Annotated in this window: 26 protein-coding genes; 17 read left to right on the forward strand and 9 right to left on the reverse strand. The window is 70.6% G+C overall.

What is annotated here, in order from left to right; translation table 11 throughout:
* Positions 1-864, reverse strand: a complete 864-nt coding sequence (locus tag AB0C20_RS01510) for an ABC transporter substrate-binding protein (RefSeq protein WP_357189720.1) — start codon at positions 862-864, stop codon at positions 1-3.
* Between the two features lie 133 nt (positions 865-997).
* Here AB0C20_RS01510 and AB0C20_RS01515 point away from each other — a divergent pair, with 133 nt between their 5' ends.
* From AB0C20_RS01515 to pheT, 9 genes are all read left to right on the forward strand, one after another.
* Positions 998-1,261 (forward strand): phosphoribosyl-ATP diphosphatase, encoded by a 264-nt coding sequence (locus AB0C20_RS01515; protein WP_030335709.1) that lies wholly within the window; start codon positions 998-1,000, stop codon positions 1,259-1,261.
* A gap of 49 nt (positions 1,262-1,310) precedes the next feature.
* Entirely contained in the window at positions 1,311-2,156 is an 846-nt protein-coding gene (gene hisG / locus AB0C20_RS01520; RefSeq protein ID WP_030488425.1) for an ATP phosphoribosyltransferase, read from the forward strand.
* Positions 2,157-2,479: 323 nt separating this feature from the next.
* A complete protein-coding gene (locus AB0C20_RS01525; protein WP_357189718.1) occupies positions 2,480-2,953 on the forward strand; it encodes a PH domain-containing protein in 474 nt (157 codons plus the stop codon).
* A gap of 360 nt (positions 2,954-3,313) precedes the next feature.
* Positions 3,314-3,964 (forward strand): translation initiation factor IF-3, encoded by a 651-nt coding sequence (infC, locus tag AB0C20_RS01530; protein ID WP_124818759.1) that lies wholly within the window; start codon positions 3,314-3,316, stop codon positions 3,962-3,964.
* A 20-nt stretch (positions 3,965-3,984) separates the two neighbouring features.
* Positions 3,985-4,179 (forward strand): 50S ribosomal protein L35, encoded by a 195-nt coding sequence (rpmI, locus tag AB0C20_RS01535; protein ID WP_007458415.1) that lies wholly within the window; start codon positions 3,985-3,987, stop codon positions 4,177-4,179.
* Between the two features lie 32 nt (positions 4,180-4,211).
* On the forward strand, positions 4,212-4,604 hold the full coding sequence (gene rplT, locus AB0C20_RS01540) for a 50S ribosomal protein L20 (protein WP_030488429.1): 393 nt from the start codon (positions 4,212-4,214) through the stop codon (positions 4,602-4,604).
* Positions 4,605-4,633: 29 nt separating this feature from the next.
* Positions 4,634-5,485 (forward strand): RNA methyltransferase, encoded by an 852-nt coding sequence (locus AB0C20_RS01545; RefSeq protein WP_357189716.1) that lies wholly within the window; start codon positions 4,634-4,636, stop codon positions 5,483-5,485.
* Between the two features lie 219 nt (positions 5,486-5,704).
* Positions 5,705-6,772 carry a phenylalanine--tRNA ligase subunit alpha gene (pheS, locus tag AB0C20_RS01550; protein ID WP_357566991.1) on the forward strand — a complete coding sequence of 356 codons (1,068 nt, stop codon included), beginning with the start codon at positions 5,705-5,707 and terminating at the stop codon, positions 6,770-6,772.
* 40 nt (positions 6,773-6,812) lie between these two features.
* Complete coding sequence (pheT, locus tag AB0C20_RS01555; RefSeq protein ID WP_357566992.1) at positions 6,813-9,359, forward strand: phenylalanine--tRNA ligase subunit beta; 2,547 nt, start codon at positions 6,813-6,815, stop codon at positions 9,357-9,359.
* Between the two features lie 297 nt (positions 9,360-9,656).
* Here pheT and AB0C20_RS01560 read toward each other — a convergent pair whose 3' ends face one another.
* From AB0C20_RS01560 to AB0C20_RS01580, 5 genes are all read right to left on the reverse strand, one after another.
* The gene (locus AB0C20_RS01560; RefSeq protein ID WP_357189710.1) at positions 9,657-11,648 is read right to left on the reverse strand and encodes a hypothetical protein; all 1,992 of its coding nucleotides are present in this window, start codon (positions 11,646-11,648) and stop codon (positions 9,657-9,659) included.
* A complete protein-coding gene (locus tag AB0C20_RS01565; protein ID WP_357189708.1) occupies positions 11,645-12,814 on the reverse strand; it encodes a 5'-methylthioadenosine/S-adenosylhomocysteine nucleosidase in 1,170 nt (389 codons plus the stop codon). Before AB0C20_RS01565 ends, AB0C20_RS01560 begins: the two co-directional genes overlap by 4 nt.
* Positions 12,811-13,545, reverse strand: a complete 735-nt coding sequence (locus AB0C20_RS01570) for an NUDIX domain-containing protein (protein ID WP_357189706.1) — start codon at positions 13,543-13,545, stop codon at positions 12,811-12,813. The genes AB0C20_RS01565 and AB0C20_RS01570 overlap by 4 nt, the downstream gene beginning before the upstream one ends.
* A 417-nt stretch (positions 13,546-13,962) precedes the next feature.
* Entirely contained in the window at positions 13,963-14,673 is a 711-nt protein-coding gene (locus AB0C20_RS01575; RefSeq protein ID WP_357189704.1) for a 5-formyltetrahydrofolate cyclo-ligase, read from the reverse strand.
* Positions 14,674-14,683: 10 nt separating this feature from the next.
* Positions 14,684-15,877, reverse strand: a complete 1,194-nt coding sequence (locus AB0C20_RS01580) for a helix-turn-helix transcriptional regulator (RefSeq protein ID WP_357189702.1) — start codon at positions 15,875-15,877, stop codon at positions 14,684-14,686.
* A gap of 218 nt (positions 15,878-16,095) precedes the next feature.
* Between AB0C20_RS01580 and AB0C20_RS01585 the strand changes: the two genes are divergently transcribed.
* From AB0C20_RS01585 to argH, 8 genes are all read left to right on the forward strand, one after another.
* Complete coding sequence (locus tag AB0C20_RS01585) at positions 16,096-16,419, forward strand: hypothetical protein (protein WP_357189700.1); 324 nt, start codon at positions 16,096-16,098, stop codon at positions 16,417-16,419.
* A gap of 123 nt (positions 16,420-16,542) precedes the next feature.
* Entirely contained in the window at positions 16,543-17,544 is a 1,002-nt protein-coding gene (gene argC, locus AB0C20_RS01590) for an N-acetyl-gamma-glutamyl-phosphate reductase (protein WP_357189698.1), read from the forward strand.
* Positions 17,541-18,713, forward strand: coding sequence for a bifunctional glutamate N-acetyltransferase/amino-acid acetyltransferase ArgJ (gene argJ / locus AB0C20_RS01595; protein ID WP_357189696.1), 1,173 nt, complete (start codon positions 17,541-17,543; stop codon positions 18,711-18,713). Before argC ends, argJ begins: the two co-directional genes overlap by 4 nt.
* A 114-nt stretch (positions 18,714-18,827) precedes the next feature.
* On the forward strand, positions 18,828-19,733 hold the full coding sequence (gene argB, locus AB0C20_RS01600; protein ID WP_091402003.1) for an acetylglutamate kinase: 906 nt from the start codon (positions 18,828-18,830) through the stop codon (positions 19,731-19,733).
* Positions 19,730-20,959 (forward strand): acetylornithine transaminase, encoded by a 1,230-nt coding sequence (locus AB0C20_RS01605; protein ID WP_357189694.1) that lies wholly within the window; start codon positions 19,730-19,732, stop codon positions 20,957-20,959. Before argB ends, AB0C20_RS01605 begins: the two co-directional genes overlap by 4 nt.
* On the forward strand, positions 20,956-21,924 hold the full coding sequence (gene argF / locus AB0C20_RS01610; RefSeq protein ID WP_357189692.1) for an ornithine carbamoyltransferase: 969 nt from the start codon (positions 20,956-20,958) through the stop codon (positions 21,922-21,924). The genes AB0C20_RS01605 and argF overlap by 4 nt, the downstream gene beginning before the upstream one ends.
* Entirely contained in the window at positions 21,921-22,436 is a 516-nt protein-coding gene (locus AB0C20_RS01615) for an arginine repressor (protein WP_350855532.1), read from the forward strand. The genes argF and AB0C20_RS01615 overlap by 4 nt, the downstream gene beginning before the upstream one ends.
* Positions 22,437-22,569: 133 nt before the next feature.
* Entirely contained in the window at positions 22,570-24,033 is a 1,464-nt protein-coding gene (gene argH, locus AB0C20_RS01620; protein ID WP_112668626.1) for an argininosuccinate lyase, read from the forward strand.
* A gap of 43 nt (positions 24,034-24,076) precedes the next feature.
* Here the strand turns inward: argH and AB0C20_RS01625 are convergent, their stop codons facing one another.
* The 3 genes from AB0C20_RS01625 to AB0C20_RS01635 form a co-directional block, all read right to left on the reverse strand.
* A complete protein-coding gene (locus AB0C20_RS01625; RefSeq protein WP_357189689.1) occupies positions 24,077-24,430 on the reverse strand; it encodes an MmcQ/YjbR family DNA-binding protein in 354 nt (117 codons plus the stop codon).
* 108 nt (positions 24,431-24,538) lie between these two features.
* Positions 24,539-24,964, reverse strand: a complete 426-nt coding sequence (locus AB0C20_RS01630; protein ID WP_357189687.1) for a DNA-binding protein — start codon at positions 24,962-24,964, stop codon at positions 24,539-24,541.
* Between the two features lie 87 nt (positions 24,965-25,051).
* Entirely contained in the window at positions 25,052-25,507 is a 456-nt protein-coding gene (locus AB0C20_RS01635) for a hypothetical protein (RefSeq protein WP_357189685.1), read from the reverse strand.
* Positions 25,508-25,603 lie beyond the last annotated feature (96 nt).

Below are 25,603 nucleotides of genomic sequence, written 5' to 3' on the forward strand. Positions count from 1 at the left end.
TCACCGCAGCTCGGCCGCCCCCGCCACCTGCGCGAGCCACTTTTGTTCCAGTTCCTTCAGCGTGCCCCCCGTGGTGAGCTGACTGACCGCCCCGCTCACGCAGGAGGTCAGTGGGGAGTTCTTGTCCAGCAGCAACCCGAACGCCTCGGGCGTACCGACCTGCGGCACCTGCCCGACGATCGTGGCGTCGGTGATCTCCGCGCCGGTGATGTAGAAGGCGGTCGGAAGGTCCACCACGAGACCGTCCAGCTGCCCGTTCTGAAGGGCCTTCTTGGCGTCGTCGTTGCTGTTGTAGACCTGCGGCTTGGCGGCCGGCTTGATCACGTCGGTGATCGCCTGGTAGCTGGTGGTGCCGACCTGCGCGCCGAGCCGAGCGTCCCGCAGGTCGGCCAGCGACTTCCGGCCGGCGATCTTCGAGGACTTCAACGCGATGACTGTCTGCCGCACCAGGTAGTACGGCGCGGAGAAGTCGACAGCCTGCTTGCGCTCGTCGGTGATGGAGAACTGGTTGATGTCGAAGTCGAAGTCCTTCGGCCCCGGCGCGATGGCGGTGTCGAACTTGACCCTGGTCCAGGTGACGTCGGCGCGGGCGTAGCCGAGCTTCTCGGCCACCGCGTACGCGACGGCGGATTCGAAGCCCTCGCCGCTGTCCGGCTTGTCCTTGGCGAACCACGGCTCGTACGCGGGCTGGTCGGTGGCGATGGTCAGCTTGCCCGGCGTACGCGTGGGCAGGCTGTCCTTGGCGCAGGACGGCGTTGCTGTGACAGTGGGGGTGGGTTTCTCGTCCTGTGGCGCGCATCCGGCGGTGGCTACGACGACGGCGCCGGCGAAGGTGAGCGCGAGGAGACGTGAGCGGCTGGCCATGGCGGACAGCGTAGAGCTCCATGGGCATCGATCGACAATTGTCCCACCATGTTGGTAGGGAATTGTCCGCTTACTGGATTCCGATGGACCCGGACGCGGGGTGCCGCCCGGGTGGCTGGAAGAATCGTTCCCCGTGAAGACGTTCGAGGAGTTGTTCGCCGAGCTGCAGGCCAAGGCCGCCGCCGGCACCCCGGGCTCGGGCACCGTCGCCGCGCTGGACAAGGGCGTGCACTTCATCGGCAAGAAGGTCGTCGAGGAGGCGGCCGAGTCGTGGATGGCCGCCGAGCACGAGGGGCCGGAGCGCACCGCCGAGGAGATCTCCCAGCTGCTCTACCAGGTCCAGGTGCTGATGCTCGCCAGCGGTCTCGAGCTCAAGGACGTCTACCGACATCTGTGAGTGCCCCCACCCCTGTTGATCGCCAACCGGATCGAAGGAGCACTCCGTCATGCTGCGTGTCGCCATTCCCAACAAGGGCACCCTGGCCGAACCGGCCGCCCAGATGCTGCGCGAGGCGGGCTACCGCCAGCGCACCGACCCCAAGGACCTCGTCTGCCGGGACGAGGCCAACGACGTCGAATTCTTCTACCTGCGTCCGAAGGACATCGCCACCTACGTCGGCTCCGGTGACCTCGACCTCGGGATCACCGGCCGGGACCTGCTGATCGACTCGGCCGCGCCAGCCGAGGAGGTCGTCGACCTCGCCTTCGGCCGGGCCACCTTCCGCTTCGCCGCCCGCCCCGACGACATCGCCTCCGTGCAGGAGTTGGGCGGTCACCGCATCGCCACCGCTTACCCGGGGCTTGTCGAACGGCACCTCGGCGAGGTGGGCGTCAAGGCAGACGTGATCCGCCTCGACGGCGCTGTGGAGAACGCCGTACGCCTCGGTGTCGCGGACGTGATCGCGGACGTGGTGGAAACCGGCGCGACCCTGCGCCAGGCGGGCCTGGTGGTCTTCGGCGAGCCGTTGCTGCGCTCGTCGGCGGTGCTGGTCCGGCGCGCCGGCGCGCCCGCGCAACCGCAGGCCGAGCAGTTGCTGCGCCGCCTGCACGGTGTGCTGGTGGCTCGCCGCTACGTGATGCTCGCCTACGACGTGCCGGCCGGTCTGCTGGACCGGGCCAGCGGGCTCACCCCGGGCATCGAGTCGCCCACCGTGTCGCCGCTGCACCGCGAGGGCTGGGTGGCGGTGCAGGCGATGGTGCTCCGCGACGACGTGCACCGCATCATGGACGAGCTGTACGAACTGGGTGCCCGCGCCATCCTCGTCACCAACATCCACGCCTGCCGCCTCTGACCGTCCAGGTCAAGAGCGCCGGTGGACCGGGGTTATCCGCGCGCCCGTCCCAGCGATGCCTAGCCGATCATGGAGTTGTGCTGGGCGACAAAACGCCCGGAAGACCCTAAATCAGGCACCACAACTCCATGATCGGCAAGCCCGACCTGATCCTGCTCCGCGATCTTGCACTTTCTGCACCGATACAAGGTGAATATCACCCTGTATCGACAACCGAAACCGCAAGATCGGCGACCCTTCCGCTCGCCAGGGGGGCACAGGAGTCGGGGGTGGCTCGGCGGGTGGTGCGTTTGGTGGACGAGCGCGGATGGCAGACTGGTGGGGTGAGTGAAACCGAGCTGGTCCGCCTGAAGCCCCGCCGCATCCGCGTGGTCTGCTGGTCGGCGGCGGCCGCCCTGGTGGTGGTGTTCGGTCTGGTCGCCACCTCGCTGAGTGGCCCGACCGGCGATGGTTACGGCAGCTTCCAGCGCGGCGACCAGATCGCCATGATCGGCCTGGGCGTCTTCGGTGCGCTGGGCTTCCTGCTGTTCACCCGTCCCCGGGTGGAGGCGGACGCTCGGAGCATCCGGGTCCGTAACGTCATCAGCTCCTACGAGCTGCCCTGGGAGGTTGTCCGGGGCGTCCGCTTCGACCGGGGCGCGCCGTGGGCCAGCCTGGAGCTGCACGACGACGACCTGCTGCCGATGGTCGCGTTGCAGGCCGCCGACAAGGAGTTGGCCGTCGACGGGGTCCGCGCGCTGCGCCGGCTGCACGAGGCCCACCAGGTCCGTCTCGCCGAACGCGCCGTCGGCCGCTGACCCCGGCGAAACCACCCACCGGCTCGTGCCGGCCGCGGGTCGTGCCCGGTTTGGGGGTCGCCGGGGCGCCGGTGTAGTGTTATCGAGTCGACCAGGCTGTCTCCGCGTGCGAGCAGACAGCCTTGAAAGCGGAGCGCCTGCTCCCACCCGAGTCGCCGCTACGGTGGCCGGGTCCGGTCACCGGTTCCGGGCATGTCCCGGTGCCGGGTGCGCGATCCTTGTGATCGTGCTGACCGGTCGAGCGGGCCCTGGCATGCGCCGGGGCCTTCTGCTTTTCGAGTCGGTTCCCTCCCGGGAGCCGCAGGGGTCGGCGAGTGAGCAGAAACGACTCGAGGAGGCCCCATCAGCGTCGAACCACGCGTGAACGAGCAGATCCGGGCACGTGAGGTCCGACTGGTCGGCCCAGAGGGTGAGCAGGTGGGCATCGTCCCGCTGGAGCGCGCTCTTCAGCTGGCCGCGGACGTCGATCTGGACCTGGTCGAGGTTGCGCCGATGGCGCGCCCGCCGGTGTGCAAGCTCATGGACTTCGGCAAGTTCAAGTACGAGAGCGCACTCAAGGCGCGCGAAGCGCGGCGTAATCAGCAGCAGACCGTCATCAAGGAAATGAAGCTTCGGCCGAAGATCGACCCGCACGACTACGAGACCAAAAAGGGTCACGTGGTGCGGTTCCTCAAGGCGGGCGACAAGGTCAAGGTGACGATCATGTTCCGCGGTCGCGAGCAGAGCCGCCCGGAGCTGGGTTACCGGCTCCTTCGCCGGCTCGAATCCGAGATCACGGAACTGGGATACGTCGAGGCCGCTCCGAAGCAGGACGGCCGAAACATGATCATGGTTCTCGCCCCGCATCGGGCCGTCAAGGCCTCCGCGGTCGCCGCTACGGCGTCTCGCGGCGGACCTCGGGACCGGGCAGGGGACGAGTCCGCCGCTCCGGAAGCCGATGAGACCGCGGCGGTCAGCGAGACCGCAGCAGCCGGTGACACCGGCCTCGCCGCCGACACCAGCGGCGAGTAACAGGGGAGAAGACGTTCCACATGCCGAAGATGAAGAGCCACACGGGTATGGGTAAGCGGGTCAAGGTGACCGGCAAGGGCAAGATCGTTGCCCAGCAGGCCGGCCTCCGCCACAACCTGGAGAAGAAGCCCTCCACCCAGACCCGCCGGCTGACCGGCACGGTCGTGCTGGCCAAGGCCGACGTCAAGCGCATCAAGAAGCTGCTCGGCCGCTGACGCGCGCCACCTTTACGTAATTAGGAGTTGAGATGGCACGCGTCAAGCGGGCTGTAAACGCCCAGAAGAAGCGTCGTACCCTGCTGGAGTCCGCGAGTGGTTACCGCGGTCAGCGCTCCCGCCTGTACCGCAAGGCCAAGGAGCAGGTGCTGCACTCGATGCAGTACGCCTACCGGGACCGTCGCGACCGCAAGGGCGACTTCCGGCAGCTGTGGATTCAGCGGATCAACGCGGGCGCCCGGGCCAACGGGATGACCTACAACCGTCTGATCCAGGGCCTGCGTCTGGCCGGCATCGAGGTCGACCGCAAGATCCTGGCCGACATGGCTGTCAACGACGCCGCCTCTTTCGCGGCGATCGTCGAGCTGGCCCGGGCCGCGGTCACGGCCGAGGGCACCGGCGGCGCGGCGGCTCAGGCCGCCTGATCCCCACGCACCAGAGCGAGGCGTCTCCCGTGTCGGCACCGCCGTCCGGGGGGCGCCTCAATCGTGCCAGAGGAGCGCACATCATGGCTTTCACCCCGCGTACCCCAAGGGTTGTCGCCGCCCGCCGCCTGCAACGCCGCCGGGACCGCGACGCCACCGGCCGTTTCCTGGCCGAGGGCCCACAGGCGGTCCGCGAGGCCCTCGCGCGGCCGGAGGTGGTCACCGAGTTGTTCGGTACGACCACCGCGCTCGACAGGTACCCGGAGTTGGCCGCCACGGCGGCCCGCGCCGACGTGCCGGTCTCCGAGGTGACCGACGATGCCCTCGCGGCGCTGACCGAGACCGTCGCCCCACAGGGGTTGGTCGCCGTCTGCCGGCATTTGGACGTCTCACTGGAGCAGGCCCTCGCGGGTGCGCCCCGGCTGGTGGCGGTGCTCGCCGAGATCCGTGATCCGGGCAACGCCGGCACCGTGCTGCGCACCGCCGACGCGGCCGGCGCGGGTGCCGTGATCTTCGCCGGAGACGCCGTCGACCCGTACAACGGTAAGTGTGTGCGGGCCTCGGCCGGCAGCCTCTTCCACGTCGACGTGGTGCGCGCCAGCGACCCGGTCGCGGTGGTCGACGCGCTGCGCGCCGCCGGGCTGTCGATCTTCGCCACCACCGGGTACGGCGACAACGACCTGGACGATCTGACCGACTACGGTCGGCTCGTCGGACCCACCGCCTGGTTGTTCGGCTCGGAGGCGCACGGGCTGTCCGAGGAGTTGACCGCGGCGGCCGACACCACTGTGCGGGTGCCGCTGTACGGGCGCGCGGAGAGCCTCAACCTGGCTGCCGCCGCAGCGGTCTGCCTGTACGCTTCAGCGAGAGCGCAGCGCTGAGGGTGATTGCCTCCGGCGCGACTGACAGCAGGGGAGAGCGTCCGTCCATGAACGCGACACGGCGTTCGTTTAGCCAGCCCGCCGGTGTCGGCGGGCGGCGGGCCTGACCTGCTCCCTGCGCAACTCCTACCGGCGGGCTGCGGCACAGCCGCGCGTCCGTAGACTCGCCTAGCCGCCCCGGTGAGGGCTGGCGCCGCCGTGAGGGAGTGCCCGTACGCCATGAGCTACCGCAACGATCCGTACGACCCGAAGCAGGTCGCCCTACTCGACCCCGCCGCCCTGGCCGAGGCCGTCGCGGACGCCACCAAGGCGTTCGAGGCCGCCGCCGACCCGGACGCGCTGACCGCGCTGCGCTCGGTGCACCTGGGTGACCGGTCACCGGTCTCCCTCGCTCGCCGGGAGATCGGCGCGCTGCCGCCGGCCGCGAAGTCCGACGCCGGCAAGCGGGTCAACGAGGCCCGGCGGGCGATCGAGTCCGCGTACGCCGAGCGCTCCGAGGTGGTGGAGCGCGAGCAGGCCGAGCGGGTGCTGGTCGAGGAGCGGGTGGACGTCACCCTGCCCTACGACCGGCGTCCGCGCGGCGCCCGGCACCCGTTGAGCATCCTGATGGAGTCGATCAGCGACCTCTTCGTCGGGATGGGCTACGAGGTGGCCGAGGGGCCCGAGGTCGACCTGGAGTGGGTCAACTTCGACGCGTTGAACATCCCCGCCGACCACCCGGCTCGCGGGTTGATGGACACCTTCCACATCGCACCGGAGGGCTCCGGCCTGGTGCTGCGTACGCACACCTCGACGGTGCAGACCCGCACGATGCTCAGCCGCAAGCCGCCGATCTACGTGATCGTGCCGGGCCGCGTCTACCGCACCGACGAGATCGACGCCACCCACAGCCCGGTGTTCCACCAGGCTGAGGGCCTGGTGGTCGACAAGGGCATCACGATGGCCCACCTGCGGGGCACGCTCGACCACTTCGCCCGGGCGATGTTCGGCCCGGAGGCGAAGACCCGGTGGCGGCCGCACTACTTCCCGTTCACCGAGCCGTCGGCGGAGTTCGACGTGTGGTTCCCGGAGCACCGGGACGGCCCGCAGTGGGTCGAGTGGGGTGGCTGCGGCATGGTCAACCCCCGGGTGCTGCGCGCCTGCGGCGTCGACCCGGAGGTCTACTCCGGATTCGCCTTCGGCATGGGCATCGACCGGACCCTGATGGTCCGGCACGGGGTCAGCGACATCCGCCATCTCTTCGAGGGCGACGTGCGGTTCAGCCGCGCGCTCGGGACCGGGGCGTAGGCGATGCGGGTACGAGACACGGGAACGGTGGTCTGAAGTCATGCGAGTTTCTGTCAGTTGGCTGCGGGAGTACGTCGACCTCCCCGCCGACCTGCCCACCGGTGACCTGGAGCAGGCCCTGGTCGACCTCGGCATCGAGGTCGAGTCCGCTGTGGACCTGACCGAGACCGTCACCGGCCAACTGGTCGTCGGTGAGGTCCGCGAGATCGAGGAGCTCACCGGCTTCAAGAAGCCGATCCGGTTCTGCCGGGTCGACGTGGGTGCCGCCAACGGCACCGGCGAGCCGCAGGAGATCGTCTGCGGTGCCCGTAACTTCGCCCAGGGTGACCGGGTGGTGGTGATCCTGCCCGGCGGCGTGCTGCCCGGCGGCTTCGCCATCGGCGCTCGCAAGACGTACGGGCACAACTCGGCGGGCATGATCTGCTCGGCCAAGGAGCTGGGCCTGGGTGACGACCACTCCGGGATCATCGTGCTGGGGCCGGACGTGACGGCCAAGCCGGGTGACGACGCGCGCCCGGTGGTCGGCCTCGACGACGTCGTCCTCGATCTGGAGATCACCCCGGACCGGGGGTACGCGCTGAGCCTGCGCGGCCTGGCCCGGGAGTTGTCGCACGCGTTCGACGTGCCGCTGCGCGACCCGGCCCTGACGCCGGCCCCGGGCGGCACCGAGACGCCGGCGTACCCGGTGGAGGTCCGCGACACTGTCGGCTGCGACCGGTTCACGGCCCGCCTGGTCCGCGGGGTCGACCCGAGCGCGCCCACACCGTCCTGGATGCAGCAGCGGCTCGTCACCGCCGGCATCCGCAGCATCTCGCTGCCCGTCGACATCACCAACTACGTGATGTTGGAGCTGGGCCAGCCGATGCACGCCTTCGACGCCGACCGGATCGTCGGGCCGCTGGTGGTCCGTCGCGCCGAGGCGGGGGAGAAGCTGACCACCCTCGACGGGGTCAACCGGGTGCTCACCGCCGACGACATGGTGATCTGCGACGACACCGGTCCGATCTCCCTGGCGGCGGTGATGGGCGGCGAGACCAGCGAGGTCGTCGCCGACACCACGACGGTGCTCTTCGAGGCGGCGCACTGGGACCCGGCGATGGTCGGGCGCACCGCCCGCCGGCACAAGCTGTTCAGCGAGGCCGCGAAGCGCTGGGAGCGGGGCGTCGACCCGGCCGTGGCGCTGGTCGCGCTGGAGCGTGCCGTGCGGCTGCTCACCGAGCACGGTGGGGGCACGCCGAGTGCGGAGATCCTGGACATCGACCACGTCCGGCCGCGTACCCCGATCAGCCTTCCGGCGGACCTGCCGACCCGGCGGGTCGGCGTCGAGTACCCGCCGGCGCGGGTGGTCGCCCTGCTGGAGCGGGTCGGCTGCACTGTCGCGCAGGGCGCGGACCGGTTGTCCGAGGACCCGGGCGCTGTCGGCGTGGCCAGCGGCGTCGGGACGGTTCTGAGCGTGACCCCGCCGACCTGGCGTCCCGACCTGACCGACCCGGCCGACCTGGTCGAGGAGGTGGTCCGCCTCGACGGGTACGACAGGGTGCCGTCGGTACTTCCCACCGCGCCTCCGGGTAGTGGTCTGACGCCGCGGCAGCGTCGCCGCCGGGCCGTCGCCTGGTCGCTGGCCGAGCGGGGGTACGTGGAGGTGCTCGCGCACCCGTTCGTGTCGCCGGAGCTTGCCGACCAGCTCGGCCTGCCGGCCGACGATCCGCGTCGGCCCGCGGTGCGGCTGGCCAACCCGCTGTCCGATGAGGAGCCGCTGCTGCGTACCACGCTGCTCGGCCCGCTGCTCGGCATCCTCAAGCGCAACCTCGGCCGGGGTCACCGCGACCTCGCCCTCTACGAGATCGGTGCGGTCTTCCACCCGCGCGTCGGCGCCGGCAGCCCGCCGGCGATGGGGGTGGACCGGCGTCCCACCGACGCCGAGTTCGCGGCCGCCGACGCGGTGGTACCGGCGCAGCCGGTGCACGTCGCGGTGGTGCTCTCCGGCGACCTGGACCCGGCCGGTTGGTGGGGTGCCGGTCGCCCGGCCGGATGGGCGGACGCGATCGAGGCGGCCCGTGACGTGCTGGCCGCCGCCGGGATCCCCGACGAGCGGGTCGAGGTGCGTGCCGCCGAGTACGCCCCGTGGCACCCGGGTCGCTGCGCCGAGCTGCGGGTCGACGGCTCGGTCGTCGGACACGCCGGCGAGCTGCACCCGGTGGTGGTCGCGGCGTTGGAGCTGCCCCGCCGCACCAGCGCGATGGAGCTGAACCTCGACACGCTGCCGCCGACCCCGGTGACGCCGGCGCCGACGGTCTCCGGCTTCCCGCCGGCACTGATCGACGTGGCCCTCGTGGTGGACGACTCGGTGCCGGCGGAGCAGGTGCGCCGGGCACTGGAGGCGGGTGCCGGTGAGCTGCTGGAGGACGTGCGGCTGTTCGACGTGTACTCCGGCGCGCAGCTCGGCGCCGGCCGCCGGTCGCTGGCGTACAAGCTCACCTTCCGGGCGCCGGACCGGACGCTCACCGTCGAGGAGGCGGTCGCGGCACGGGACGCGGCGGTCGCCGTCGCGGCGGAACGCCTCGGCGCCACCCTGCGCGGCGCCTGACGGAGTCGACGCGGCCCCGGCGAGCGATTTCTTAATTCGCGGATTCGGGTTCGTGTCCCTGGCGGCGCATGAACGAGAAAGGCCCTGACCTGGTGGTTCACACTGGGTCGGGGCCTTTTCGTGTTCCCCGGGTGCTGGCGTCGAGTTCCGGCACCAGCGAGGACTGGTTCGACCAGTATTCGCCGATGGATGCTAGCGAGTGCACGCCAGGGCGGCTGAGGGAGCCGATCACGACGTGATCGTGGCTGGTGTTGGCGGGCGGCAGCGTCCGCCGCAATTCCCGGAAACGAGTCGTCGTCAGTCGTTCACGTCCCGAATGGCGCTTGCGAGGCTGGCAAGTTTCTCATCGGCGCGGCGGCGGCGGTGCCTCACCCACTGCTTACCTTCAGCCGCGATCCCCTCCAGGACGTGCAGGGTGTGGCTGAGTCCGGACGCGTCCTGTGACAGCTCGGTGATCTTTGTCGGGTCGTCCTCATGTGGGTCGGTCTCGCCCTCTGGCACGCTCACCTGCACCGAAACCGGGTCGCCGTTGAAGAGCGTCAGCTTAAAGGTCTGCTGCTGTCCGGCGACCCCTTCGATTCGCACGGCGGCGACGGCGTCGAAGCGGTAGTTGAGGCGCTGCGTGATCCGGCTCGTGGCCAGCTCGAAGTCCAGTTCGATGTCGACCTGCCGCACACCATCCTGAGTGAGCAGGAAGAGCAGGAGTTGATACCGGGAGTATCGCCAGGGGCCACGGGGATAGCGGGCCCGCTTGCAGGCGCGGCCGGGTGCCTCGATGAATGCGTGCGCGATGACCTGGCTGGGATGCAGTTGGAATTGCCTCATGGCCTGGTCGACCAGGACCTTGCGGTCGTGTTCTAGCCAGGCCGCCATCTCGGCGTCGGAGGGGCTGTCGGCCAGCTTCGCCTGCCACTTGCGGTACGCCGCCCATTGGGCTTGGTCCCGGAGCAGCCGTTCCGCGTCATCGTCGGCCACGCGGCGCCGTTCGGCGATGATGCGGAACCCGGCACGTTTGGCCGGCACCGCCGAGGCCACCGCCAGCAGGAGCCACACGACGGCGTGTAGGGGATCAAGCGTGATACTGCCCGCCATGGCCAGAATGCCGCCACAGGTGAGCAGTACCAGGCCGCCGAGATGGAGGGTGTGTGTGCGGACGGTGAGACGCAGCTCCTGCCGGTGGGCCGTGAGAGTGTCGCGCTCCCACCGGGTTCGGACGTCCCCGACGAGGTGCCGGATCAACCAGGCGACGCGGTCGGCTCCGATGCGCTGTTCCCGGTAGATCTCCACCAGCTCGTCACGCAGCTGCCTCCGTATGCCCGCGGTCTGGTCGAGCCAGTACCCGCGATCGGTGCCCCGCGGTACATATAGGGCGAAGTAGTGATTGAACATGCGGTCCACCCTGCTCGCGAATCCGCCCGTCGGCGCTTCGGGACGGCGTTGGGTGGGCGGGCGCAGCTGTGCCTCCTTGGCGTGCATGCGCGCCGAGCGGTAGTGGCGATCGGCGCCCCCGACACCGTAGGCGGCGAGCCCGCCGACGCCGACGAGTGCGCCGGCGATGGGACCGAGTCGTCCCGTCGCCATGGCCAGCGCGACCAGGGAGACGACGGAGAGCGCGGCGATGGCCGCGGCGATACCGAACTGGAGCCAGTTGCGCACGGTCACGGCGGCGGGAGCCACCTCCCGGGTACGGGGCTGTGCGGGCACAGGTTGGAAAAACTTCCATACCCGGTCGACCCGGTCGTCGCTGGTGCGCCGTGAAACCGCCAGAGCAACGGACCGTTGCCACATCTCGTCCTGGATCGTGCCGTCGAGCAGTGCCTCGAGGTGGCCGTAGACGCTCTCCCGCTGTCGATCACCCAGCGCGTCGATCTCCTTGATGACGAATTCTGCTTCGGCCGGGCTGACCGGGGTCAGCAGCCGAAGGACAGCCTCCACGCCGGCGGCCCACGGTTCGTTGGCATCGAGCGGCAGCAAGCTGCCGCAGATGGCCGTGAGGCGGTCCAGCTCAGCGTCCCCGAGTTGGCGCAGGGTGCGTCCGCTGAGTAGGGCGATCAACCTGTAGAACTGCACTTCGGTGGTCTGGAGGCCACCGGCGGCGGCGCGTTCGAGCAGCCGCACCGCCTCGTCGCGTACCCGGGCGTCGAGGTACTTCACCCCAGCCTCGAACTGCTGCTCCGGGGTCGGATTGGGGGGCAGGGTGTAGTAGTTGATGCCGCCATGCACGGTACCGGCCTGCACGCCAACGTACGCGTCTCCGTCCGCGACGTTCGTCGCCGCTTCGGTCGTCACTGGAGCGCCTTCACCGCGGCGATGATGCCTGCGAGGTGTGCGGCCAACTCGGCCACCTCGCCGACGAGGCCCCGCAGCCGCCGCAGTGCGAGTAGCAGCCTGCTCCTGCTGCCGGCCACCCCCTCCCGGACGCAGTCGGCGGCGGTGTCCAGCTCCGCTTCGGCGGCCTCGTAGGTGTCGTTGTCGAGGCCGCCGTCCCGGTGTGCCTGCTTCAGGTCACGCCGCAGTTCGCCGAGGCTCGCCGCCAGGTCGGCCGGCCGATCGGCACCGGCGCCGGCGCCGATGACGACGCCGCCCTGAATCTGCCCGGCCTGGATGCCCACCCGAGCATTGCCGGTGGCCACGTTCCGGTTCGTCATTCGCACAGGCGCACTCCTGTCGCTGTCGGTGTCACTGGTTGCGGGGGTTGGGGGGTTCTTCACCAGTTCCTGGGCCAGCGCAACGGCGAACGCGGCGGCGTGCCGTGCCGCCCGGGGCTGCCAGTTGTGTCCGTCGGTGCTCGTCTTGGTGCCGTCGGCGTGGTCACTGATGCCCCGCACCACCACAACCGGCAGGGCGCGGTTGAGGTGCCCGGCCTGGGCGACGCCCGCCGCCTCCATCTCGATCGCCAACGCGTCGTTGTAGTGCTGGCGAATCCACCGCGCCTGCTCCGAGACCGCTGAGTCCTGCACTACCTCACCGGCCGCGATGGCACCGAAGTGGACGGTAGCGGGATGTGGCTCGGCGGTGAGCCCGTCGCGCCACCGCCCGGAGCGTGCTACGTGGTGGGCGATCTGGTCGGCCTCGTGCGGGATCTCCCAGGCCTTGGGCCGGGCCTTAAGCCCGTCGTTTTCGCTCGTGCCGCCGTGGTAGGCGTAGACCTTGCTCGCCACAACCACGTCGCCGAGCCGGATGTTCGGCCACAGACCTCCGGCGACGCCCACGAAGAGCACGGCGGCCGGGGAGAACTCGGCCATCGCGCGCTCCGCGAGGACGGCGGCCGGATGGTTGCCCTTGCCCACCAAGGCCAGCGCGACGCGGCAGCCTCCGCGGCCGAGCCGGCCGACCTCGAAACGGGTCCCGGCAGCGTGCCGGTGCACCGTGAGGTCGGACAACCGCTCGCAAACCGCCTCGTACTCCAGATTGAGCGCCGTGAGGATCACGACGAGCCGATCTTTGGTGCTCATGCCGTCTCCTTGTCCGCCGGGTCCGGTCCAGAAGGCCTGACCATGGGGGGATGCAGTGTGGTGCGAGGGCCCGGCCGGAACAGCTGGGCCGGCCGGCCGCCGTCCGTCCGTCGGGTCGCCTCCACCGGGACGATGAAGCCGTCCACGCTGCGAACCTTGCGGTAGAAGTTGCGGGGATCGAGGGGTGCGCCCCATACCGCCTCATAGACGGTGCGGAGGTCGGCGATCGTGAACGTCGGTCCGCAGAAAGCGGTGGCGAGTGCGGTGCGTTCGAGCTTCTCCCGGGCCCGCTCGACCCCGTCAGCGAGGATCCGCCGGTGGTCGAAGGCGAGCCGGACGTCGCCAGCGAGGGATTCGTCCACGGGCCTCCAATAGGCGGAAGAGGCGTCGGTGCCGGCGACGGGCTCCGGCAGCGCCGGCGCGATCGCCAGGTAGGCGACCGAGATCACCCGGCCCCTCGGGTCGCGTCCAGGTGTCCCGTAGACGCCAAGTTGTTCGAGGTGCGGCCGGTCGGCAGCGAAGCCGGTTTCCTCGGCGAGTTCGCGGTGGGCGGCGGCGAGCAGCTCTTCCTCATTGTGGCCGAGGAAGCCGCCGGGCAGCGCGAGCGCCCCGCGGTCAGGTTCGACGCCGCGCTCGATCAGCAGGACCTGAAGGACGGCTCCGCGCAGCGTGAGGATGACGAGGTCCACCGCGAGAAGAACCCTCGGGGCGACCCAGCGATCGTCGGACATGGATCGACCCTAGAGTTAGTGTCACTCTGACGTAAAGGTGCTCCAGCTGTCGGATTCCGGCACACCCTGGGTGGGCGGACGCCTGGGTCGACCCGATGTAGCAGGGCCGCGGTGATGAGTCGATACCCATTGCCGGCCGGGGTGGGGGATGCCATCGTCGACCGCGACGAAGGGGCGTCCGTGCGCCCACTCGACGAGCTCACGGGTCTTCCAGTGCAGGACGTCGACCTCGTCGGAGCGGGCCGGTCCTCGACGGGCAGAGGTGGTAGCGCGAGCACGTCGTTCGCGTCGCTCATCCAGGGGCGGCGCCGGAATTGTTCTCACCGGGACCTCTCCGCTCCGGCGGCGATGGTGACCCGACCACGCCAGCAAACACCACGGTGACGGCGGCCTTCTGATGTCCTATGGCGCAAGTGGCTAGGCGCGCAGTACCGGAATGCTGTCGAGCTGATCTTGCCGAAGGTTTGATCTGATGATGCCGGACGGCCGTCCCCGGTCGGGCCTGCAAGCCACTACCTCATTCGGCGTGATCACGAAGTCGACGCTGAAGTCATGCTCCGCGTCGGGCAGATCATCCTCGATTAGCTGAGTCTGGTGGATCGTGGTGGCGATGGCGGTCTCGGTGGTGACGAGGCCGGCATCAGTGAGGAGGGCGATCTCCAGGTCGGAGTAGCCGGCTCCTTTGCCGACTCGCACGCCGCTTTGGCGGCTGACGGCGACGCTGCCGCAGACGATGAGGTCCACCGGGCGCATCTCGTCGGGTCCCACGGTGGGAGCGACCTGCGGCGCACTGCTACTCGTAGCTGCTATCTCGATTGGTGCGGTGAGGTCGGCGGGGTCGAGTAGATAGAAGGGCTTGGGGGTGGCGAGTTTCGGGACCGCCATGTAGAGCAGCTTGCCTTCCTGCAGGGCTCGTACCCGGACGGGAAGCTGTGCCCGGTCGGGGTTGCATTTGATAACTCGGGCGTTCTTCCATATGTCCAGCTCCGCGAGGTGGGCTGCGGCTTCTTCCTTGCCAACGAAGTTTGGGATGTGACCGTGCACGCCGAGTGGGACGGCACCTTGACGTTCGAGGAGGTCCCATACGTGTTGCCGAACGGCGTGTTTGGCGCGGTCGATGTCGGTCACGTGGGTGCTCCTATGGGCTCATGAGTGTGAGGAGTCGGTCGTTCACGTCCTGGACCGCGGGCTCGTTGCGCCAGGGGCGTAGCTGTCGGGCGGCGGCGAAGGCGAGGTTGAGTCCGCCGCCGGCACGTGTCCGCTCGATGACGTCGATGGCCTGATGCAGGTAGGACGTTGCGGCGTCGACGTCGCGTTGCAGGATGCTGGCGAGGGCGAGATTGCCGAGGATGACGGCGGTGGATTTGCGGCGTGCGGCAATCAGTTGTCGGGCGTCTTCTAACGCCGGCACTGCTTGGTCTGGCTTGTTGAGCGAGAGCCAGCAGGAGCCCGCGAGCCTCGTGTAGTGGCTGGGACAGAAGATGTCGGTGGCTGGATCTCGGGCGTCGACGGCGGCGAAGTGAGCTTCAGCGGTACCGAGAGCGTTGGAGCAGTCCCCGGCCTGACCGAGCATCGCGTGTGCCTCAGCTCGATGCAGTTGGGCGAGGCCGGCGATGACGTGACTGTCGCTGTGGCTGATGGCGGCGGCGCGGGTCGTCAGGACCAGGCCGGCGTTGGGTTGCTTGGTGCCGTAGAGGGCGAGGTAGCTCTTGCGGAGCAACGCGTTGGCCTCGGCGACTGGGTCTCGCGTTTCCTGGGATGCGCTGATCGCTTGATCGAAATAGGCGGCGCTGGCGACGTGGTCGCGCCGTTGCGAGGCGTCCCAGACGAGTTGACCCATCAGCGTCGCGGACTCCGCGACTGCTGCCGCCAGCTCGCGCTGGACCGGCCCGTTGCTGGCGTGCTGGCGAAGGAAGATCGCCTGACCGTGTAGTTGCCCGGCCTCGGCGAGCAGGAGCGTCGAGGGCGTCTGGTCGTAGCGCTCGTCGAGGCGCCGTACGCGTTCCCTCAGGTACGCCACAGCGACCAGGTCGACGCGGCCGGGGTTGCGCAGCACGTAGCCGAGACGCTCGTCGGGCGGTGACGGTGCCTGGCCGACGTCGGCCAGGAGGTCGGCCAGTTCCTCGATCGACAGCTTGAGGGCCGCAGCGAGACGCGGCCGGTGCCAGGGCTGCGGGTCTGTCTCCGCCCGTTCCCACCGCACGATGGTGGAGCGGTCGACGCCGAGGGCTTCGGCGAGGCGTTCCTGGCTCAGCCCGATTGTCTTGCGGCGCTGTGCAAGCCGGTGCCGACGCCTGTCCGCCACGTGCCGCCCGCCTCCCTTGGCCGCCATCCGTCATGGTCCATTCATCCAGCTCAAGCCGTATGACGCAATGGGGATGCGCCAGTTCTGCGCCCTTGCCGCGCTGGGCACCGGCGACCGCCGGGACTTGTGTAGACGCATGGCCGGAACGGGTGAGAGCAGAAGCCGCTGTGCAAGGTGTGGCGCCTACGTGGGCTCCCGCCCGTTCCGCTGCCATTTCAAACCCGACCGACTGAGTGGGGAAAGAAGTGAGCGCCCAGGAGCGAGACCGGCCCCGAGAGCACATCGCGCTGCGCCCAATTTGGCTCTGCCGTGCCTGCGGCCAACCCTGGCCCTGTGGGCGGGCGAAGCTCGCTCTCGTCACCGAGTACGACGGCAACCCGGTCAGCCTGTTCCTCTACCTGGCCAGTCTGCTCCACGACGCCATCGACGACCTACACAAGCTCAACCCGACCACTACCGGGTGCGCCAGTGACATGTTCGATCGATTCCTTGGCTGGCCGGCCCGACACACCCGCTCCTACCGAATGACTGAGACCGGCTCTCCGCGGCCCGGGGAGCCAGAAGCATGATCGCTGGGCTGGGAGCACATTGCCATGCAGTCGATCTACTCATTACCATGCACTACGCTGCATGAACTTGCACTCGTGAGTCGTCCTTGTTAATCTTCGCTGCATAGTCATGCGGAGGTGAGTATGGGGATCCGAGTCGCGGTCGCCGGAGCGAGCGGGTACGCCGGGGGCGAGCTGCTGCGCCTCATCGCCGGGCACCCGGAGTTCGACCTGGTCGCCGCCACCGCGCACAGCCAGGCCGGGCATCGCGTCGACGTGGTGCACCCGCAGCTCACCGGGCTCGACCTGGTGCTCGGCGAGACCGATCCGGCGACCCTTGCCGATGCGGACCTGGTCTTCCTGGCCCTGCCGCACGGCCAGTCGGCGGCTCTCGCGGCCCAGCTTCCGGCCGAGGTGCGAATCGTCGACCTTGGTGCCGACCACCGGCTGGCCGACCCGTACGCCTGGGCGCAGTACTACGGCGGCACGCACGCCGGGCAGTGGACCTACGGCCTGCCCGAGCTGCCCGGTCAGCGGGAGCTGATCGCCGGCTCCACCCGGGTGGCGAACACCGGCTGCTACGCCGCAGCGATCACCCTGGCGCTCGCGCCGCTGATCGCCGACGGCGCGGCCAACCCCGCCGACGTGGTGGTGGTCGCCGCCTCCGGCACCTCCGGCGCCGGCCGGGCGACCAAGCCGCACCTGTTGGCCAGCGAGGTGATGGGCGACCTGTCGCCGTACCGGGTGGGCACCCACCAGCACGTACCGGAGATCAAGCAGGCCACGGGCGCGACCGGCCTGTCGCTCACCCCGGTCCTGGCGCCGATGCCGCGCGGCATCCTGGCCACCGTCACCGCGGTGCCGGCGCGCGGAGTCGACCCGCAGGAGGTGCTGGCGCGGGCGTACGCGGACGCGCCGTTCGTGCACGTGCTGCCGGAGGGCCGTTGGCCGCACACCGCCGCCACCCTGGGCTCCAACTCGTGTCACCTCCAGGCCACCGTCGACGTCGACTCGGGTCGTCTGATCGTGCTGAGCGCGTTGGACAACCTGGGCAAGGGCGCGGCCGGTCAGGCCGTCCAGAACGCCAACCTGATGCTCGGGCTGCCGGAGACGACGGGCCTGTCGATCTGGGGAGTCACCCCTTGAGCGTCACCACCCCTCGGGGGTTCCGGGCGGCCGGTGTGGCCGCCGGCCTCAAGGCCAGCGGCGGCGCGGACGTCGCCCTGGTGGTCAACGACGGTCCGGACGCCGGCGTGGCCGGTGTCTTCACCACCAACCGGGTCAAGGCCGCGCCGGTGCTCTGGAGCCAGCAGGTCGTGCAGGGCGGTGTGGTCCGCGCCGTGGTGCTCAACTCCGGTGGCGCCAACGCCTGCACCGGCCCGGCCGGTTTCCAGGACACGCACGCCACCGCCGAGCACACCGCCGCCGTGTTGACCTCGGTCAGCCCACGGTTGATCCTCGGTGCCGGTGAGGTCGCGGTCTGCTCGACCGGCCTGATCGGTGAGCGGTTGCCGATGCCGAAGCTGCTGCCGGGCGTCCGATCGGCGATCCGTGGGCTGTCCCGCGACGGTGGCCCGGCCGCCGCCGAGGCGATCATGACCACGGACACCCGGCCGAAGACCACTGTGGCCCGGGGGAGCGGCTGGACTGTCGGCGGCATGGCCAAGGGCGCGGGGATGCTCGCGCCCGGGATGGCCACCATGCTCTGCGTGTTGACAACCGACGCGGTGGCCGGGCCGGCGACGCTGGACGAGGCGTTGCGCGCGGCCACCAGGGTCACCTTCGACCGGGTCGACTCCGACGGCTGCATGTCCACCAACGACACGGTGCTGCTGCTGGCCAGCGGCGCGAGCGGCATCGAGCCGACGCCGGCCGAGCTGGCCGCCGCCGTCACCGCGGCCTGTCACGACCTGGCCCAGCAGTTGGTGGCCGACGCCGAGGGCGCCACCAAGCAGATCGCCATCGACGTGGTCGGCGCGGCGGACGAGGACGAGGCGGTCGAGGTCGGCCGTACGGTGGCCCGCAACAACCTGGTCAAGACGGCTTTGTTCGGCAACGACCCGAACTGGGGTCGGATCCTCGCCGCCGTCGGCACCACCGCCGCCGCGTTCGAGCCGGACGAGGTGGACGTGGCGGTCAACGGGGTATGGGTGTGCCGGGGCGGCGCCGCCGCCGAGGACCGCTCGAAGGTCGACCTGACCGGGCGGGACGTGACCATCCGGATCGACCTGCACGCGGGTACGTCGGCCGCCACGATCTGGACCAACGACCTGTCCCACGCGTACGTGCACGAGAACTCGGCGTACTCGACGTGAGCGCGAGGAACGCAGCGCAGCGGAGTCCCGCAGTCGCGAACGAAAGGCCGGCGACGTGAGCGCGAGGAACGCAGCGCAGCGGAGTCCCGCAGTCGCTAACGAAAGGCCGGCACTGTGAGTCTCAGCAGCGATTTGGCTCGCGCCCAGGTCAAGGCGGAGACGTTGATCGAGGCGCTGCCCTGGTTGGCACGCTTCACCGGCTCGACCGTCGTGGTCAAGTACGGCGGCAACGCGATGACCGATCCGGAGTTGCAGCGGGCGTTCGCCGCCGACATGGTCTTCCTGCGTTACGCCGGCCTGAAGCCCGTGGTGGTGCACGGTGGTGGTCCGCAGATCTCCGCCATGCTGGGTCGCCTCGGCATCGCCAGCGAGTTCCGGGGCGGTCTGCGGGTGACCACCGCCGAGGCGATGGACGTGGTCCGGATGGTGCTGGTCGGTCAGGTGGGCCGGGAGCTGGTGGGTCTGATCAACTCGCACGGTCCGTACGCCGTCGGCCTCTCCGGCGAGGACGCCCGGCTGTTCACAGCGGTGCGGCGTCCGGCGTACGTGGACGGGGTGCCGGTCGACGTGGGCCAGGTCGGCGACGTCGAGTCGGTCGACGTGTCAGCGGTGACCGACCTGATCGAGGCCGGTCGGATTCCGGTGATCTCCACTGTGGCACCGGACGTGGAGGGTGTGCTGCACAACCTCAACGCGGACACCGCCGCCGCGGCGCTGGCCATCGCGTTGCGGGCCCGCAAGCTGGTCGTGCTCACCGACGTGGCCGGCCTGTACGCGGACTGGCCGGACACCACCAGCCTGGTCTCCGAGATCGCCGCGGACGACCTGGCCAAGCTGCTGCCCAGCCTGGAGTCGGGGATGGTGCCGAAGATGGAGGCCTGCCTGCGAGCGGTGCGTGGTGGAGTGCCAGCCGCGCACGTCGTCGACGGCCGGGTGGCGCACTCCACGTTGCTTGAGGTGTTCACCTCGGAAGGGTTCGGAACGATGGTAGTGCCGGGAGACGGGACGGACGCGACATGAGCACGTTGGCGCAGCGGTGGAAGCAGTCCATGATGGACAACTACGGCACGCCGCCGATGGCGTTGGTCTCCGGTCACGGTGCCGTCGTGGTCGACGACGCCGGCCGGGAATACCTGGACCTGGTGGGTGGCATCGCTGTCAACGCCCTCGGTCACGCCCACCCGGCGGTGGTGGCGGCGGTGTCGAAGCAGGTCGCGACCCTTGGGCACGTCTCCAATCTCTATGTGGCCGAGCCGCCGGTCGCCCTCGCCGAGCTGCTGTTGGCGCTCGCCGGCCGACCGGGCCGGGTGTTCTTCGCCAACTCGGGCGCGGAGGCGAACGAGGCGGCGTTCAAGCTCTCCCGGCGCACCGGCCGCACCCAGGTGGTGGCCACCAGGGGTGGCTTCCACGGCCGCACCATGGGTGCCCTCGCGCTCACCGGCCAACCGGCCAAGGCCGACCCGTTCCGACCGCTGCCCGGCGAGGTGACCCACGTCGACTACGGCGATGTCGCCGCCCTCGACGCGGCTGTCTCCGAGGCCACCGCCATGGTGATCCTGGAACCGATCCAGGGTGAGAACGGCGTCCTCGTTCCGCCGGCCGGCTACCTCGCCGCGGCCCGGCGGATCACCGCCCGGCACGGCGCGCTGCTGGTCCTCGACGAGGTGCAGACCGGCATCGGGCGCACCGGGCACTGGTTCGCGCACCAGGCCGAGGGTGTGGAGCCGGACGTGGTCACCCTGGCCAAGGGGTTGGGTGGCGGGCTGCCCATCGGCGCGACGCTGGCCTTCGGCCCCGCCGCGGACCTGCTCACCCCCGGCTCGCACGGCACCACGTTCGGCGGCAACCCGGTCAGTTGCGCGGCGGCGCTCGCCGTGGTGGCGACCATCGCCAACGAGGGCCTGCTCGACAACGTCAAGCGGGTCGGTGAGCGGCTGCGTCGCGGCATCGAGGCGCTGGGCCACCCGCTGATCGGTGAGGTACGCGGCGCCGGTCTGCTGCTCGGCGTGGCGCTCACCGCGCCGGTGTCGTCGGTGCTGGCCGAGGCCCTGCGGGAAGCCGGATTCCTGGTCAATCCGGTGCAGCCGGGTGTGATCCGGCTGGCCCCGCCGCTGATCCTCACCGCCGCCCAGGCGGACACCTTCCTGGCGGCGCTGCCCGCCGCACTGGACGTGACCGCCCCGGCCGCCGCCGGTGCGCAGACCACGCCAGCCACAGTGACCACCACGACGGGAACGACTCGATGACCCGGCACTTCCTGCGCGACGACGACCTCTCGCCGGCCGAACAGTCAGCGGTCCTCGACCTGGCGGCGCGGATGAAGGCGGACCGGTTCGGCCACCGGCCGCTGGTCGGCCCCCGCTCGGTGGCGGTGCTCTTCGACAAGCAGAGCCTGCGGACCAGGATCTCGTTCGACGCCGGCATCGCCGAGCTGGGCGGGCACCCCCTCGTCGTGGACACGCAGGTCACCCACTTCGGTCGCGGAGAGTCGCTCGCCGACGCGGGGCGGGTGCTGTCCCGCTACGTCGCGGCGATCGTGCTGCGGACCCACGGTGACGAGCGGATCGCCGAGGTGGCGGCGGGCGCGACGGTGCCGGTGGTCAACGCGCTCACCGACGGTTTTCACCCGTGCCAGCTGCTGGCCGACCTGCTCACCATCCGGGAGCGGTGCGGTGGCACGGCCGGACGGACCCTGGCGTACGTGGGGGACGGCGCGAACAACATGGCGCAGTCGTACCTGCTGGCCGGGGCGACCGCCGGGATGCACGTGCGGATCGCCGGCCCGGCCGGGTTCGCGCCGGACGCGGCCGTTGTGGAACGGGCCGCCCAGATCGCCGCGGAGACCGGCGGGTCGGTGCGGGTGCTGACCGACCCGGCCCAGGCGGTACGCGACGCCGACGTGTTGGCCACCGACACCTGGACGTCGATGGGGCAGGAGTCCGACGGGTTGGACCGGATCACCCCGTTCCTGCCGTACCAGGTCAACAAGGAACTGCTCGGTCAGGCCGCACCGGACGCGATAGTGCTGCACTGCCTGCCCGCACACCGTGGTGAGGAGATCACCGACGAGGTGCTCGACGGCGCGCAGAGCGCGGTCTTCGACCAGGCGGAGAACCGGCTGCACGTGCAGAAGGCGCTGCTGACGTTCCTGCTGGGAACCGCGACGGGAGGCCCCGCGACCGGCGATGCCGCCACCGGAGGGCCGCGATGACCGCGCCGCTCACTCGCGCGGCCCGGCACGCCCGGATCGTGGAGCTGATCCGCGACCGGTCGATCCGGTCGCAGACCGAGCTGGCCGACCTGCTCGCCGCCGACGGGGTCGGCGTCACCCAGGCCACCCTCTCGCGGGACCTGGAGGAGCTGGGCGCGGTCAAGGTGCGCGGCGGCGACGGTCCGGCCGTCTACCTGATCCCCGAGGACGGGCAGCGACCGTTGCGCGACGCCGAGGCCGCGCCGGCCCGGCTGGTACGGCTGCTGCGCGAGCTGCTCAACGGGGTCGACTCCAGCGGCAACATCGCCGTGCTGCGGACACCGCCGGGCGCAGCCCAGTACCTGGCCAGCGCGTTGGACAGGGCGGGCCTGCCCGAGATCGTCGGCACCATCGCCGGGGACGACACCATCCTCGTCGTGGCCCGTGAGGCCGTCGGCGGGGCCGCGCTCGGAGACAAGCTCGCCGGCTGGGCCCGCCGGGACGACACCGCTGAAGGGAACACCACGTCATGACCGAGCGGATCGTGCTCGCGTACTCCGGCGGGCCGGTTGGGCGGTGACGGACAGTGACACGTGTGAGCGCGAAGACCGAGCAGGCGCGACGAGCGGGCCCCGCAGTCGCGAGCGAGAGGCAACCAACGCAATGATGGGCGACGTGGACGACAAGAGCCTGACCGAGAACAGCGCCGCCACCAACCGGACGAGCCTCTGGGGTGGCCGGTTCGCGGGCGGCCCCGCCGAGGCGCTCGCCCGACTGTCGGTGAGCGTGCAGTTCGACTGGCGCCTGGCCCCGTACGACATCGCCGGTTCCCGGGCGCACGCCCGGGTCCTGGCCGGCGCCGGCCTGCTCGATCCGGAGGAACTGGGCCGGATGCTGGCCGCGCTGGACGACCTGGAGGCCGCGTGCGCCTCCGGAACGTTCCGCCCCACCATCGACGACGAGGACGTGCACACCGCGCTGGAGCGCGGCCTGCTGGAGCGTCTCGGCAGCCTCGGTGGCAAGCTGCGCGCCGGCCGGTCCCGCAACGACCAGGTCGCCACCGACCTGCGGCTCTACCTGCGCGACCACGCCCGGGGCGTGGCCAGCCGCCTGGTCGAGTTGGCGGAGGCGCTGGTCGAGCAGGCCGAGCGGCACATCGACACCGCCGCGCCGGGTATGACCCACCTCCAGCACGCCCAGCCGGTCACCTTCGGGCACTGGCTGCTCGCCCACGTGCAGCCGCTGTTGCGCGACCTTGAGCGGCTGCGCGACTGGGACCACCGGGCGGCGATCAGCCCGCTCGGCGCGGGCGCACTGGCCGGTTCCGGGCTCCCACTTGACCCGGTGGCGGTGGCCAAGGAGCTGGGCTTCCGTACGTCGTTCGCCAACTCCATGGACGCCGTCGCCGACCGGGACTTCGTCGCCGAGTTCCTCTTCACCACCGCCCTGATCGGGGTGCACCTGTCCCGGCTCGGCGAGGAGGTGGTGCTCTGGACCTCGCACGAGTTCGGCTGGGTGGAGCTGGACGACTCCTTCGCCACCGGCTCGTCGATCATGCCGCAGAAGAAGAACGCGGACATCGCCGAGCTGGCCCGGGGCAAGTCCGGGCGTCTGGTCGGTGGTCTGATGACAGTGCTCACCATGCTCAAGGGCCTGCCGATGACCTACGACCGGGACATGCAGGAGGACAAGGAGCCGGCCTTCGACGCGGTCGACACCCTGGAACTGCTGCTTCCGGCCCTGGCGGGAATGATCTCCACGATGACGGTGCGGGTGGACCGCCTCGTCGCCGCCGCCCCGGTCGGCTTCTCCCTCGCCACCGAGGTCGCCGACTGGCTGGTCCGACGCAACGTGCCGTTCCGCGACGCGCACGAGATCACCGGCCAGCTGGTGGCGCTCTGCGCGGCTCGGGAGTGCGAGCTCAACGACGTCTCCGACGAGGACCTGGCCGCGATCAGCGGGCACCTCGACCCGTCGGTGCGCGACGTGCTCTCGGTCCGTTCGGCTCTCGCCGCCCGGACGACGCCCGGTTCCACCGGCCCCGGCCCGGTCGCCGACCAGCTCGCCGATGCGGCGGACCGGCTGGCCAGCTGGCGGGAGTGGGCTTCCGAGCGGGTCGTTCCCCGCTGAGCTGTGCCGTGGCGTCGGCGCTGGCCGCCGGCGCCGCGGCGGTTCAGGCCGTCGGGCGCTCCCGCTTGGGGAGCTTGGCCACCACCATGTCGTACGACGAGTCGACCGCCTCGGTCAGCTCCTCGTCGTCGATCCCGCCGTCCAGGCGCAGCGTGTTCCACCCGGACCGGCCGATGTAGGGCATCACGCTGGCGTCGCCGGGGTGGCGGTGCAGCCACTCGTCGGCCACCTCCCGGGTCGCCCCGCACTTGATGCCGACCGTCGGCTTGCCGCTGTCGCTGCCGAGGAACGCGAAGATCCGGCCGCCCACCTTCACCACCTCGTCGCCCTCCCACGGCTGGTCCAGCCACGCTCCCGGCTTGGCCAGGCAGTACGCCAGCATCTCCGCGCGCTCCATGGGTGCCTCCTCGTCGTGCGCACAGTGTGCCCGCCCGGACGCCGTCGCAAGCGCGGCGTGCCGATCCGCCCGGCCCGCTCGCGCTCGCACACGGGCGAGCGCTTGTCGTCAGGGGGTCTGCTCGGCCGAGCGGGCGGCAACCCGCTCGTAGCGCTGCCGGGCCGCCTGCGCGCTGCCCAACCCCAGCCCGTACGCGATCGCCTGCCAGGTCAGCCCCCGGTCGCGGGCCAGCGTCAGCAGGCCGGCCTCGAGGGCGTCCAACTCGGCGCGGACGTGGGGCAGCAGGGTCAGCGCGGCGGTCAGGTCGGCGGCGTCGATCGGCTCCTCCGCGGGTTCGTGCTCGGCCCCGCCGGCGGCCAGCGCGGTGACCAGGGCTACCGCCTCCCACGGGTCGAGCACGTACGGGTGGGCCCACCGGCCCCGCCGCGTGTCGGTGCCGGCGTGCCGCTCGCTGATCCGCTGTAACGCCTCGTGGGTGCGGTGGGCGCGGGCCCGGCCCGGGTCCGGCGCGGTGAAGATGTCCTCGGTCGTCATACCCCGAGCACACCGTATGAACGTCTGATTGTCAACAGATTGTTTAAGCCTGGCGGCACGGGCGATGCCGTGCCGCCAGGCGATCTCTCAGAGCGCCAGGTTGAACTTGCGCTCGTCGAAGATGGGCGTGCAGTACGGGTCACAGGGGCTCGCGGTCACCACACCGAACGCGACGCCCGCTGCGAACGGACGCTCGACCGGAACCACCGCGATCCGCACCTGCTGGGTGCCCTCCGCGCAGGTGACCCTCCGAACCGTCGTGCCCGCGCGCATCGTCTGGCCGACCGCCTGCGCGACCTTGACCGTGACGTCGAACTCGAGGGCCTTCGAGCAGGTGACGGTGACCGGCACGATCGCCGCCGCGCCGTTCGCCTCGATCTTGCCCGTTGCGCCGACCGCGATCGTGGGCAGCGCCGCGTTGTCGGCCTGCGCCGCGGCCCGCAGCGGGACGCTCGCGCTGGCCGACGGGGTGAAGGCCAGTGTCGCGGCTGCCGCGACCAGGCCGGTGGCGATCAGTGGTCGTCGGATGCTTCGTACGGTCATGGTGACTTCCTCCCGTGATGTCGTCGCTCCCTGCGACGACATCGGGAACACTCCCGAGCCGACGGTCCGGTTTCACTGTTCGGCCGGCTGTCCGAT

It is taken from the genome of Micromonospora sp. NPDC048843 (assembly GCF_040649965.1).
Taxonomy (GTDB): domain Bacteria; phylum Actinomycetota; class Actinomycetes; order Mycobacteriales; family Micromonosporaceae; genus Micromonospora; species Micromonospora hortensis.

Coding starts and splice junctions, on each gene's coding strand:
- AB0C20_RS01510 (WP_357189720.1), bottom strand. CDS start 864: ATGGCCAGCCGCTCACGTCTCCTCGCGCTCACCTTCGCCGGCGCCGTC.
- hisG (WP_030488425.1), top strand. CDS start 1,311: ATGCTGCGTGTCGCCATTCCCAACAAGGGCACCCTGGCCGAACCGGCC.
- rpmI (WP_007458415.1), top strand. CDS start 3,985: ATGCCGAAGATGAAGAGCCACACGGGTATGGGTAAGCGGGTCAAGGTG.
- rplT (WP_030488429.1), top strand. CDS start 4,212: ATGGCACGCGTCAAGCGGGCTGTAAACGCCCAGAAGAAGCGTCGTACC.
- pheS (WP_357566991.1), top strand. CDS start 5,705: ATGAGCTACCGCAACGATCCGTACGACCCGAAGCAGGTCGCCCTACTC.
- pheT (WP_357566992.1), top strand. CDS start 6,813: ATGCGAGTTTCTGTCAGTTGGCTGCGGGAGTACGTCGACCTCCCCGCC.
- AB0C20_RS01565 (WP_357189708.1), bottom strand. CDS start 12,814: ATGAGCACCAAAGATCGGCTCGTCGTGATCCTCACGGCGCTCAATCTG.
- AB0C20_RS01570 (WP_357189706.1), bottom strand. CDS start 13,545: ATGTCCGACGATCGCTGGGTCGCCCCGAGGGTTCTTCTCGCGGTGGAC.
- AB0C20_RS01580 (WP_357189702.1), bottom strand. CDS start 15,877: ATGGCGGCCAAGGGAGGCGGGCGGCACGTGGCGGACAGGCGTCGGCAC.
- argC (WP_357189698.1), top strand. CDS start 16,543: ATGGGGATCCGAGTCGCGGTCGCCGGAGCGAGCGGGTACGCCGGGGGC.
- AB0C20_RS01605 (WP_357189694.1), top strand. CDS start 19,730: ATGAGCACGTTGGCGCAGCGGTGGAAGCAGTCCATGATGGACAACTAC.
- argF (WP_357189692.1), top strand. CDS start 20,956: ATGACCCGGCACTTCCTGCGCGACGACGACCTCTCGCCGGCCGAACAG.
- AB0C20_RS01615 (WP_350855532.1), top strand. CDS start 21,921: ATGACCGCGCCGCTCACTCGCGCGGCCCGGCACGCCCGGATCGTGGAG.
- argH (WP_112668626.1), top strand. CDS start 22,570: ATGGGCGACGTGGACGACAAGAGCCTGACCGAGAACAGCGCCGCCACC.
- AB0C20_RS01625 (WP_357189689.1), bottom strand. CDS start 24,430: ATGGAGCGCGCGGAGATGCTGGCGTACTGCCTGGCCAAGCCGGGAGCG.
- AB0C20_RS01630 (WP_357189687.1), bottom strand. CDS start 24,964: ATGACGACCGAGGACATCTTCACCGCGCCGGACCCGGGCCGGGCCCGC.
- AB0C20_RS01635 (WP_357189685.1), bottom strand. CDS start 25,507: ATGACCGTACGAAGCATCCGACGACCACTGATCGCCACCGGCCTGGTC.